The following is a 12,722-nucleotide window of genomic DNA, read 5'->3' as shown; positions in this document are numbered from 1 at the left end:
GTTTTATTTTGCAAAAGATACATGGTTTGTTTAGAATAATCTATTGCAAGAATTGTTTCCTTGCTTTACAATAGCCAAAAGAGTAGTTAATGAAAGCAGGGGGAATTATCATGAAGAAAAATCAACTGCCAAAGCAGGTATTAAATACGCTTTTGGCATATCAAATAAAATCCGATGATATTTTAGATGTTTGTCCGTTTGATTTATCTTTTGATTCGGAATATATCAGTGGATATTTGTTCTTGACAAGTACGAAAATCGGCGTTGCCAAGAGCCGCCATGAACAGATGACGGTTCGCTATTTCCGTGGAACGAAGACGGCAGATATGCAGTATGCAGAGGATGAAAAAGAATATATGCTGGAATGGTTTGATTTGGCGGATACTTCGCATATGAGAGTGGAAAAGCAGCTCGCGACAAATCTAGTCACAATTGATTATAAGGGCAAACCACTTTTATTAGCGGCGCTGACAAATCTGTATTTTGAACAGATGAATTTGTTTCGTAAAAGTTATAATAAGATAAAAAAATATCCAGAGGAAGCAGAAGAAGTGGAAGCGTCTGCGGATATTCAGGAGCAGAAAGCACAGTATTGTCCAAAGTGTGGAACGATGTACCCGGATCCAAAAAGAAAAATCTGTCCGAAGTGCATGAATAAACGTTCGATTTTTGGAAGAACGATGAAATATTTTCTTCAGTACCGTTTTAAGGTTATTATTATTTTTGCCTGCTATTTTCTGGCGGCCGGATTGAATCTTGTATGGCCTTATTTAAGCGGTACGGTATTGTATGATGAGATTCTGCCGGGAAAAGTTTCACAAAGTGAAATCGGGCGGTATGGTTTTGCTCTTTTGATGCTTGTGCTTGTAATGGTATTGTCAAAACTTGTACAGCAGGGCGTCCAGCTTGTACAGGGAACCTTGATGGCACAGGTGGTTGCAGCGACTGTGCGTGACATGAAGCAGGATGTATTTTCCAATATGGGAAGATTGTCACTTGGATTTTTTACAAGCAAGCAGACCGGTGGACTTATGACACGTGTGTTAAGTGATGCAAACCGTGTGACCGACTTTTTCTTAGATGGATTTCCGTACATATTTGTGCATGGCTTTACCATTCTTGCTACGTTTACGGTTATGTTCCGTTTGAATTGGCAGATGGCACTGGTAGCCTGTATTCTGCTGCCACTGTTAGTTTTTATGAGCGTGAAATTAAAGCCGAAATTGTGGAGTTTGTTTGGCAGACGCCACCGGGCAGAGCGTGCGGTAAATAACCGTGTCAATGACAATTTGACCGGTTCTCGTGTGGTAAAAGCTTTCGGACAGCAAAAGCAGGAAAAAGAGCGTTTCAAAGCGCCAAATGAGCGTCTGAAAGAGGCGGAAATACGCATTGTAAAATACAATAATAAATTTACGATTTTATATAATTTAGTGCAGGAGATTTCAAATATCTGGGTTTGGATTGTCGGTGTGATTCTGCTTCTGAATACGCATACCGTGGAACTTGGTGTTTTGATTACGTTTGTTGGCTATGTGGGGCAGTTAAACGGACCGATGAATTTCTTCTCCCGTGTATTTCAGATGTGGTCGGACAGTATCAATGCTGCCCAGCGCATGTTTGAAATTATGGATGCCATTCCAGAGATTGAAGAGGTGGAAAATCCGAAGCAGATTAAAAATCCAAAGGGAGAAATTACACTTTCTCATGTGAGTTTTGGCTACGAGACAAATCATCCGGTTTTGAAAGATATCAGCCTTCATGTAAATCCCGGTGAAATGCTTGGTATTGTGGGGCGTTCCGGTGCCGGAAAAACGACGCTTGTAAATTTGATTTCGCGTCTTTATGATGTGGATGAGGGAGAAATTTATCTGGATGGTATTCCGGTAAAGGAATTAGCTTTTCATGATTTACGGAAAAATGTGGCGATGGTATCACAGGACACTTATATTTTTATGGGAACGGTGGCTGATAACATCGCTTATGCGAATCCGGAGGCGACGAGAGAAGACGTAGTGCAGGCTGCAATTTTAGCAAGTGCGCATGAATTTATCGCCAATATGCCGGATGGTTATGATACCGTGATTGGAGCATCGGGTAAAGACTTGTCGGGCGGTGAAAAACAGAGGATTTCGATTGCCAGAGCAATTTTAGCAAATCCGAAAATTTTGATTTTAGATGAAGCGACGGCAAGTGTGGATACGGAAACCGAGAAAGCAATCCAAAATTCACTTAATTATCTGGTGAAGGGAAGGACGACATTGTCCATTGCACACCGCCTTTCCACACTGCGGGACGCAAACCATTTAGTTGTAATTGATGGTGGAAAAATCGTCGAAGAGGGTACGCATAAGGAATTGGAAAAGAAACAGGGAATTTATTATAAGCTGATGGAGTTACAGACGAAATCACTGGCTTTGAAAGGGGAATCGTTATGAGTGAAAATCAAGTCATCACAAATATGGAAAATGAAGTCGAGGAAATGACGGCAATTCACTATCTGAATCAGGACAATGCTGTTTTTGAGAGAACAGAGGGCGGCTTTTTATCTCTTTCTTACGAGGAAAAGAAGTGGGACAGGATTCAGGTGATTCGTCTGTTTCCATTTACTGAGCCGGATTCTTTTCTTTCGATTCGGACGGTAGAAGAACGCTCCCATGAAATTGGGGTAATAAAAAATATCAAAGAGGTAGATAAGAAAACGAGAAAAATGCTTTTGGAGCAGTTAAATCTTCATTATTTTACCCCGATAATTCAGAAGATTCTGGATATCAAGGATGAGTATGGTTATGCCTATTTTCATGTTATGACCGACCGTGGGGAGTGTCGCTTTACGATTAACATGGGAAGTAATGCGGTGGTGCGGTTAAGTGACTGCCGTCTTCTCATCACTGATTTGGATGAAAACCGGTTTGAGATACGGGATGTATTTGCTCTTTCGCAGAAGGAACAAAGAAAACTGGATTTGTTCTTGTAGGATAGAAAGTTTGAGGTAGCAGTATGATTTTAAGATATGAACTGCCAAAAGAGGCAGAGCAGGTTATTTCGCTTACGGACAACGAACGCATTTACTATGCGGTTCCGGTCGATATTGATGATGCCGGAAATTTTTTGGAAGACTCCTATTTTATTGTCACAAACCGCAGACTTTTTGTTGTGGAAAAGGGCAGTATCAAACAGGAATACGATGTTTCCAAATGTATCGATGTAAAAGCAGAGGCAAAAATCGGTGGCGGACTTTTAGTAATCAATTTTGACGGTGTTCCAAAGCACATTGTTCATTATTCGGCGAGACATTTATCGCGTTATGCTTACATTGCCAGAGGAATCCATATTCTGGCATCCGGCAGAGAGGAAGAGGTAGTCAGTACGGAATACGAGAAAATATGTCCGAAATGCCACCATGCGATACCGGGTACGAAATATTGTCCGCACTGCTCCAAAGAGGGCGGATTCTGGAAAGGCTTTTTGAAAATGGCGGCACCGTATAAGAGAAAGTTTGCGGGGATCATTGTGTTAATGATTCTGGCTGCCGTTGTGACACTCTTGAATCCGGAAATACAAAAGCATTTGGTGGACGATGTTTTGAAACGCAGAGAGGGTGGAATTTCAACCGCTTTTATCTGCCTTGGCATCATGTTTTTGTTAAGTGTCGGAATTGTTGTGATTAACATTTTAAAAACGTATTACTGTACGGTTTTAGGCGCAACTATTTCAAAAGATTTGCGGCAGCGGATGTTTTCCCACATTCAGATTTTATCGCTGAATTTTATCAATGACAGAAGGCCGGGCGAATTGATGAACCGAATTGTTTTTGATACGGGAAAGATTCGTGAATTTATGGAGCGAACTTTCTGTAATATGTTTACGGTCTGTTTTATTTTTGCCTGTGACATTATTTTTATGGTGTTACTCAATGTAAAACTTGCACTGCTTGCGTTTGTTTTCATTCCGGCGGCAGTATTTGTGACGTATGCGTTCCGAAAGAATATTCACAGACGGTTTCATTTGCAGTTTAAGAAGAGCGATGAGGTAAACAGCAGTTTGCAGGATGTGATATCCGGTATGCGCGTGGTGAAATCCTATGGAAAAGAAGAAAATGAGCGAGATAAATTCAATATGCTTACGGATGAGTTCTGTCGTGTACAGACAAAAAATGAAGTGTTTTGGGCTGTGTTTATGCCGATGGTAAGCCTTTTGATGGGAGCTGGTGTGTTCCTTGTGATTTATTTTGGTGGATTGGATGTATTAGGCGGCAGGATGACGACCGGTGAACTGCTACAGTTTGTAACATATACACAGCTTTTATATATGTATCTAAATTGGATGACAAATATGCCGAGGGAACTGATGAATCTGATTAGCAGTATGGAAAGAATCAATGATGTTTTGACACAGGAACCTTTTATTGAGGATGTGCAAAAGCCGATTCGCCTTGATGTGGAAGGAGAAATCCGGTTTGAGCATGCCTCGTTTGGTTACAAATCGTATCAGCCGGTTTTGGAAGATTTGAATCTTACGATAAAGAAAGGGGAAATGATTGGTATTGTAGGCGCATCCGGAACCGGAAAGTCTACGATTATCAATCTGATTATGCGTCTTTATGAGGTGGATGATGGTAAATTGTTGGTCGATGGGCATAATATAAAGGAAATCCAGTCGGATTATTTTCATTCACAAATTGGTGTGGTGTTACAGGAGACATTTTTATTCTCTGGGACAATTCTTGAAAATATCCGTTTTGCCAGACCGGATGCCTCATTAGAAGAAGTGATAATGGCGGCAAAAACGGCAAATGCACATGAATTTATATCACAGACGCCGGATGGGTATAATACATATGTGGGAGAAAAAGGACACAGTTTGTCCGGTGGAGAGAGACAGCGGATTGCGATTGCGAGAGCAATTTTGAATGAACCTAGACTGTTAATTTTAGATGAAGCAACGGCAAGTCTTGACACGGAGAGTGAATTTATGATACAACAAGCATTGGAGCGTTTGACCAAGGGGCGTACTACCTTTGCGATTGCGCATCGTCTTTCGACGTTAAAACATGCAGACAGACTTGTTGTAATTGACGGACATCGTGTTGCGGAAGTGGGGTCTCATGAAGAATTGATTGCAAAGAGAGGTATTTATTATCGACTTGTAAAAGCACAGTTAGCAATGCAGGGAGACGAAAATTTACCACTAGGAGGAAAGTGTGAAGCAGTTATTTAAGTTTTTAAGTTCATACAAAAAAGAATGTATTTTCGCCCCGTTGTTTAAATTGTTTGAGGCGACGTTAGAATTATTTGTGCCGCTTGTTATGGCAGCAATTATTGACCATGGAATCGGAAGCAGAGATTATGGTTTTATTGGATGGATGGGAGGTATATTGGTTCTTTTGGCAGCGGTTGGTTTGACCGCTGCTCTTGTGGCGCAGTATTTTGCGGCGAAAGCAGCTGTGGGATTTGCCGCCGGACTGAGACAGGCGTTGTTCCGTCATATTCAGTCCTTATCGTTTGGAGATGTTGACCAGGTAGGAAGTTCTACATTGATTACCCGTTTGACAAGTGATACGAACCAGTTACAGGCAGCTGTTAATATGGCACTTCGTTTGTTTCTGCGTTCGCCGTTTGTAGTGCTCGGTGCGATGGTTATGGCGTTTACAATTGATGTCAAGGCTGCGCTTGTTTTTGTAGTTGTCATTCCATTATTATCAATCGTTATTTTCGGTGTGATGTTTGTCAGTATTCCGATGTACCGCCGTGTGCAGGAGGCACTTGATAAACTGTTAGGAAGAACCCGTGAGAATTTGTCCGGTGTCCGTGTGCAGCGTGCTTTTAATAAGCAGGAACAGGAGAAGGAAAAATTTGCGGAAGAAAATCAGGCATTAAATAAGTTCCAGATGGTAGTGGGAAGAGTTTCCGCACTTACAAACCCGATTACCTATCTGATTATCAATGTCGGAGTAATTGCGTTAATCTGGATTGGTGCGCTGAAAGTAGATGCCGGTTATTTGTCTCAGGGACAGGTAGTTGCGTTAGTTAATTATACGGCACAGATTTTGGTAGAATTAATCAAACTGGCAAACATGATTGTTATGGTAAATAAAGCGATTGCCTGTGGTGACCGTGTGCAGGAAGTCTTTGAGAGAGAACCGGGACTTTCTACGCCGAATGAGGAGACAAAGCCGGGGGATGGCGACATTGCTGTTTCATTTGAACATGTCGGTCTTGTCTATCCGGGAACCCATACGGAATCCCTTACCGATATTCATTTTTCCGTGAAAAAGGGAGAGACCGTTGGCGTTATCGGTGGTACCGGTTCCGGAAAAACATCGTTAGTTCATTTGATTCCGAGATTTTATGATATTACATCCGGTAAATTACTCGTTGATGGCGTAGAGGTTCATAAGCAGTCACTTGCCTTGTTGAGAAAACGGATTGGTGTTGTGCTTCAGAAAGCCGTTTTGTTTGAAGGAACCATCCGCTCCAACCTGCAATGGGGCAAAAAAGATGCAACGGAAGAGGAAATGTGGAAGGCGCTTGAAATTGCTCAGGCAAAAGAAGTTGTTCTTGGAAAACCGGATGGACTGGATTCGGTTGTGGAGCAGGGAGGGCGAAATTTCTCCGGCGGACAGAAACAGCGTCTGACAATTGCCAGAGCATTGGTGAGAAGACCGGAAATATTGATTATGGATGATAGTGCCTCGGCACTTGATTATGCAACGGATGCCGCTCTTAGAAAGGCAATTCGCGAAGAATTAAAAGATATGACACTTTTTATTGTTTCCCAGCGTGCGGCTTCGGTGCGGAATGCGGATAAGATTGTTGTGCTTGATGATGGCGTGATTGTAGGAATGGGAACGCATGATACGCTGATTGATTCCTGTGAGGTCTACCGGGAAATTTATGAATCCCAATACGGAAAGGGGGCAAGATAGTCATGACGCAGAAGGAAACGATAAAAAAGGTGCTGCATTATATCCGCCGCTACCGGTTTTTCCTGATTGTTTCTCTTGTACTGGCGCTGATTACGGTTGTGCTTACCCTTTACGTGCCGATTCTTACCGGACAAGCAGTGGATTTGATTGTAGGAAAAGGACAAGTTGATTTTGCCGGTGTTTATCACATTTGTGTGAAAATCGGAATTGCTATTTTGCTTACGATGGCGGCACAGTGGGTGATGAATGTTGCCAATAACAAAATCACTTACAGTGTTGTGCGTGATATCCGTACGGATGCTTTTGAGAAAATTCAGATACTTCCGCTTAGTTACATTGACAGTCATTCTTATGGTGGAATTGTGAGCCGTGTTATTGCGGATGCCGACCAGTTTGCCGACGGATTGTTGATGGGATTTACCCAGTTGTTTACCGGTGTAATTACGATTTTAGGAACGCTTGGCTTTATGCTTAGTGTCAGTGTTCCGATTGCATTAGTCGTTGTGGTTTTGACACCGGTATCTCTGTTTGTGGCAGCGTTTATTGCGAAAAGAACATATCAGATGTTTCGTATGCAGTCAGAGACCAGAGGGGAGCAGACGGCGCTGATTGAAGAAATGATAGGCAACCAGAAAGTAGTTCAGGCATTTGGACAGGAGAATGAAGTAGGAGACCGTTTTGATGAAATTAATGACCGTCTTTCTAAGTATTCGCTTCAGGGAACCTTTTTCTCATCCATTACCAATCCGTCCACTCGTTTTGTCAATGCGCTTGTGTATGCGGCAGTTGGTGTGTTTGGTGCTTTTTTCGCGATTCAGGGCGGTATTTCGGTTGGGCAGCTTTCCTGTTTCTTAAGTTACGCAAACCAGTATACAAAACCGTTTAACGAAATTTCAGGTGTCGTGACAGAACTTCAAAATGCGATTGCCTGTGCCGGACGAGTGCTTGAGTTGATTGAAGAAACACCGGAGATTCCGGATTTAGAAGATGCCATAAAGCTTGGCAAAGCAGATGGAAAAGTGGAAATTGAAGATGTGTATTTTTCTTATGAGCCGAATCAGAAATTGATTGAGCATTTTAATTTACAGGTAAAGCCCGGACAGCGTGTAGCAATTGTTGGTCCTACCGGCTGTGGTAAAACGACGTTAATTAATCTCTTGATGCGGTTTTATGATGTAAATTCCGGTGCAATTAAAGTAAGTGGAAAAGATATCCGGAAAGTGACGAGAGAGAGCCTTCGTGCTAATTATGGTATGGTGCTTCAGGAAACGTGGTTAAAGCAGGGAACCATCCGGGAAAATATCGTGATGGGGCGTGAGAATGCGACGGACGATGAAGTGTTAGCAGCGGCAAAGGCAAGTCATGCACACAGTTTTATTAAGAGACTTCCAAACGGTTACGATACCGTGATTGGTGAAGATGGCGGAAGTTTGTCGGCGGGACAAAAACAGTTGTTATGTATTACAAGAGTAATGCTTTGTCTGCCGCCAATGCTGATTTTGGATGAGGCAACTTCATCCATTGATACGCGCACCGAGATGAGGATTCAGAAAGCGTTTGCTACGATGATGCAGGGTAGAACGAGTTTTCTGGTGGCGCATCGTTTGTCAACCATTCAGGAAGCAGATGTGATTCTTGTGATGCGGGATGGAAAAATCGTGGAGCAGGGAAATCATGAAGAACTGTTAGCTGCAAATGGATTTTATAAGAATTTGTTTGATGCTCAGTGGAGCTAAAAGAATAAAAAAGACCTGCCGTGTGGTTTACTGCACGGCAGGTCTTTTCTTTTTTATTAACCCATTTGTACGGTTACAGAAACTTGTTTTTTGGATGCGTCATACGGAATTACGGTTGTCTGTCCAAGACTTTGTCCGTCAACAATTAATTCCTTTACACCCTTTTCAACATTATCCGGATTCTTTACTTCAATGTTGTATTCAACACCGCGGAATGTACGGGTAATTGTAAAGTCACCAAAGTTTTTCGGAATACATGGATTCACGCTCAATCCTTTTAATGTTGGCTCAACACCTAAAATGAATTGGGATACATTTAAGAAGGTCCAGGCGGCAGTTCCTGTGAGCCAGCTGTTTTTCGCCTCACCAAATGTCTTAGCATCTTTTCCGGCAATCATCTGGGAATAGACATACGGTTCGGTGCGATGGATTTCACTGATTTCTTCTAAATAAGCCGGGCAGGTTTTGCGGTAAATTTCAAAAGCTCTGTCACCGCGTCCAATCTGTGTTTCAGCAGCGGAAATCCAAGGGTTATTGTGACAGAAGATACCGGCATTTTCTTTGTATCCCGGCGGATAAGAAGAAATCTCACCAAGGTTTACATAGTATCTTGTATATGGTGGCTGCAAAAGCACAATACCATATTTGGTATCCAGTTTTTCTTTTACGGAATCCAATGCTTTTTTAGCAAGACCGTTTTCTACGCCGACACCTGCTAATACACAGAAGCCCTGAGGTTCAATATAAATCTGTCCCTCTTCACATTCTTTGGAACCAACTTTGTTGCCGTCTGCGTCGTAAGCACGTAAGAACCATTCGCCGTCCCAACCGCTTTCTTCAATGGCTGCGACCATTTTTTCAACTTCTTCTCTGGCTCTTTTGGCTTCTTCCGGTTTATTAGTTGCGTCGCAGAGGTCAGCGTATTCTTTACCGTATTTGACAAACATACCGGCAATAAATACCGATTCAGCAACCGGTCCTTCGCTTGGGCCAAAGGTCTGGAAGGATTCGCCCGGTTCTTTGGAGAAGCAGTTCAAGTTCAGGCAGTCGTTCCAGTCGGCGCGTCCAATCAATGGGAGATTGTGCGGTCCTTTGTGGTTGACTGTGTAGTTAAAGGAGCGTGTCAGATGTTCAAACAAACTTGTTGCCACGCTAAAATCATTATCATAAGGAACGGTTTCGTCCAAAATGGAGAAATCACCGGTTTCACGGATGTAAGCGGAAGTTCCGGCAATCAGCCACAATGGATCATCGTTGAATCCGCTACCGATATCACTGTTTCCTTTTTTTGTTAATGGCTGATACTGGTGGTAAGCACTGCCGTCAGCAAACTGTGTGGATGCGATATCGATGATTCGCTCTCTGGCGCGGTCCGGAATCAGGTGGACAAAGCCAAGCAAATCCTGACAGGAATCACGGAATCCCATACCTCGTCCGATTCCGGACTCATAATAAGAAGCGGAACGCGACATATTAAAGGTAACCATGCACTGATACTGGTTCCAGATATTTACCATGCGGTTTAATTTTTCATCCCCTGACTTCACCGTATAGTGGGAGAGGAGACGGTTCCAATGCTCATTCAATTCGTGGAAGGCATCGCTTACCTGCTCTTTCGTTTGGTATTTGTTAAGCAGTTCGTCTGCCGGTTTTTTGTTAATTACATTTGGTGCTTCAAATTTATCATCCGGGTCATTTTCGCAGTAGCCGAGAACGAATACAAGTGTCTCACATTCACCCGGTTTCAATGTCAGATTAATCTGGTGTGAACCAATCGGATACCAGCCGCTTGCGATCGAATTGGTAGCATTTCCCTGTTCGATGGCAAGAGGGTCTGCAGCACTGCGGTATGCACCAAGAAAGGCGTCGCGGCTTGTATCAAATCCGTCAATATCATGATTTACGGCAAAGACCGCATAATGGTTGCGGCGCTCGCGGTATTCTGTTTTGTGGTAAATGCGGGAGCCGATAATCTCTACTTCTCCGGTATTTAAGTTCCGCTGGAAGTTTGTCATATCATCCATTGCATTCCAGAGACAGAACTCAATATAGGAAAATAAAGTTATGGTGCGCTCGCAATCTGTTGTGTTGGTAATTGTGATTTCATTGATTTCACAATTGTCGTGAACCGGAACAAAAGTCAAAAGATTTGCATTGATTCCATCTTTCTCAGATATAAAGCGGGTGTAACCCATGCCGTGGCGGCATTCATAGGAATCCAAATCTGTTTTGACCGGCATCCAACCGGGATTCCATACGGTATCACCGTCTTTTATATAGAAGTAACGGCCACCCTCATCGTTTGGAATGTTGTTGTAGCGGTAACGTGTCAAGCGCAACAACTTTGCATCTTTATAGAAACTGTACCCGCCACCGGTGTTGGAAATCAAAGAAAAGAAATCCGTGCTGCCTAAATAGTTAATCCAAGGCAGTGGTGTTTTGGGGGTTGTAATCACATATTCACGATTGGCGTCATCAAATTTTCCGAATTTCATAGAACCTCCATTCCGATGCTTTGCAAAGCATCCTTATAATTGTATTAGCATAATGTCCCCAGACGGAGTGCTCCGCAGCTTTGTTGCACAAATCGCTTCTTCCTCATATTTTGCGGTTATCAAGGTCAACGTTTCTTTCGTGCAAGCACGAAAAATCGTTGACTTTGCAAGCTAGGGGCGAACGCCCCAGGCGGATTGCTCCGCGGCAAAGCCGCTTTCGCAATCCGAAAATATTCGGAATCCGCAGATTTGTTGCACAAATCGCTTCTTCCTCATATTAGGCGGTTACCAAGGTCAACGTCTTTTCCGTGCAAGCACGAAAAATCGTTGACTTTGGTAATCTGGGGCGTTACGAAAACGATTTCGTGATAATTTCATTATATAGGAAGTCGAAGGGAAATGCAAGCAAGATATTTGTGCAATTCTAACAAAAAAAATTAAATTAGTATTGACTCTTTGTGAAAAGTGTGGTACAGTAGACTTACGAAAACGATTACGGAAAACGAGGAATGCTCATGGTATCAATGAAAGACATCTCAGAGACATGCGGTGTATCGATTGCGACAGTAAGCAAAGCATTGAATGGACGCACTGATATAAGTACTTCGACAAAAGAACGGGTGCTTGAGGTGGCTAAGAAGATGGGCTATGTACCAAACTCATCCGCTCGTGCACTGAAGACAAACCGTACTTATAACATTGGAGTGTTATTTGCGGATGAAGCGCGAAGTGGTTTGACCCATTCCTATTTTTCTCCGGTGCTTGACAGCTTCCGACAGGGAGTGGAAGAAAAGGGATATGATATAACTTTTTTGGGAAGGCATGTGGGAAAGAGTGAATTGTCCTATAGTGAACATAGCAAATATCGCGGAGTCGATGGTGTGATTGTTGCTTGTGTGGATTTTGAAGCGGAAGAAGTAAAAGAATTGCTTCAAAGTGGTATACCGGTTGTGACAATCGATTATATATTTAATGACAAGGCATGTGTTATGTCGGACAACATTAGAGGAATGGAACAATTGGTTTCTTACATTATACAATGTGGACATAAGAAAATTGCTTATATCCACGGCGCGGATTCTTTTGTTACAAGAAGCCGTATCGGAAGTTTTTTGCGGACGATGAAAAAGTATGGGATAGAAACCGAAGACAGGTATATCCGGGAAGGTATTTACCATGCGCCGGATGTATCGGCAAAAATTACTCAAGAATTATTATCATTGGAAGATGGACCTACTTGTATTATTTATCCGGATGATTTTTCCTGTATCGGAGGTATTAATGTGATTCGAAGCAAAGGACTTTCGATTCCTAATGATATCTCAGTAGCCGGTTATGACGGACAAAGAATTGCCCGCGTGATTGAGCCGAAGATAACGACTTACCGGCAGAATACAGAACAAATCGGGGAAGTCGCAGCAGCAAAGTTGGTAGAGCTGATTGAACAGCCGGAACTGGCACTTGTTGAAAGACTTGATGTACAAGGAGAATTAATACGAGGATGTTCAGTTCTTTCGATGAAATAATAAAAGTTATTCCTTAAAGGAATGACACGAAACTGTTCAC

At 42.6% G+C, this 12,722-nt stretch carries 7 protein-coding genes; 6 read left to right on the top strand and 1 reads right to left on the bottom strand.

Annotated elements, in window-relative coordinates:
• The first annotated feature begins 110 nt into the window (after positions 1-110).
• From DW005_RS09685 to DW005_RS09665, 5 genes are read left to right on the top strand one after another with little or no spacing between them, the layout of a single operon-like run.
• On the top strand, positions 111-2,435 hold the full coding sequence (locus DW005_RS09685) for an ABC transporter transmembrane domain-containing protein (protein ID WP_022377106.1): 2,325 nt from the start codon (positions 111-113) through the stop codon (positions 2,433-2,435).
• Entirely contained in the window at positions 2,432-2,974 is a 543-nt protein-coding gene (locus DW005_RS09680; RefSeq protein WP_117479144.1) for a DUF1854 domain-containing protein, read from the top strand. The genes DW005_RS09685 and DW005_RS09680 overlap by 4 nt, the downstream gene beginning before the upstream one ends.
• A 23-nt stretch (positions 2,975-2,997) precedes the next feature.
• Positions 2,998-5,217 carry an ABC transporter ATP-binding protein gene (locus DW005_RS09675; RefSeq protein WP_117479143.1) on the top strand — a complete coding sequence of 740 codons (2,220 nt, stop codon included), beginning with the start codon at positions 2,998-3,000 and terminating at the stop codon, positions 5,215-5,217.
• Entirely contained in the window at positions 5,201-6,925 is a 1,725-nt protein-coding gene (locus DW005_RS09670) for an ABC transporter ATP-binding protein (RefSeq protein ID WP_117479142.1), read from the top strand. The genes DW005_RS09675 and DW005_RS09670 overlap by 17 nt, the downstream gene beginning before the upstream one ends.
• A 2-nt stretch (positions 6,926-6,927) precedes the next feature.
• Positions 6,928-8,661: an ABC transporter ATP-binding protein gene (locus DW005_RS09665; protein ID WP_117479141.1), complete on the top strand. Its 1,734-nt coding sequence runs from the start codon at positions 6,928-6,930 to the stop codon at positions 8,659-8,661.
• A gap of 56 nt (positions 8,662-8,717) precedes the next feature.
• Here the strand turns inward: DW005_RS09665 and DW005_RS09660 are convergent, their stop codons facing one another.
• Entirely contained in the window at positions 8,718-11,156 is a 2,439-nt protein-coding gene (locus DW005_RS09660; protein ID WP_117479140.1) for a glycosyl transferase, read from the bottom strand.
• A 515-nt stretch (positions 11,157-11,671) separates the two neighbouring features.
• Between DW005_RS09660 and DW005_RS09655 the strand changes: the two genes are divergently transcribed.
• On the top strand, positions 11,672-12,682 hold the full coding sequence (locus DW005_RS09655; RefSeq protein ID WP_117479139.1) for a LacI family DNA-binding transcriptional regulator: 1,011 nt from the start codon (positions 11,672-11,674) through the stop codon (positions 12,680-12,682).
• The last annotated feature ends 40 nt before the right edge of the window (positions 12,683-12,722 follow it).

It is taken from the genome of Clostridium sp. AF36-4 (assembly GCF_003435975.1).
Classification (GTDB): Bacteria; Bacillota; Clostridia; order Lachnospirales; family Lachnospiraceae; genus Eubacterium_F.
This window is presented reverse-complemented; position numbering and strand designations above follow the sequence as displayed.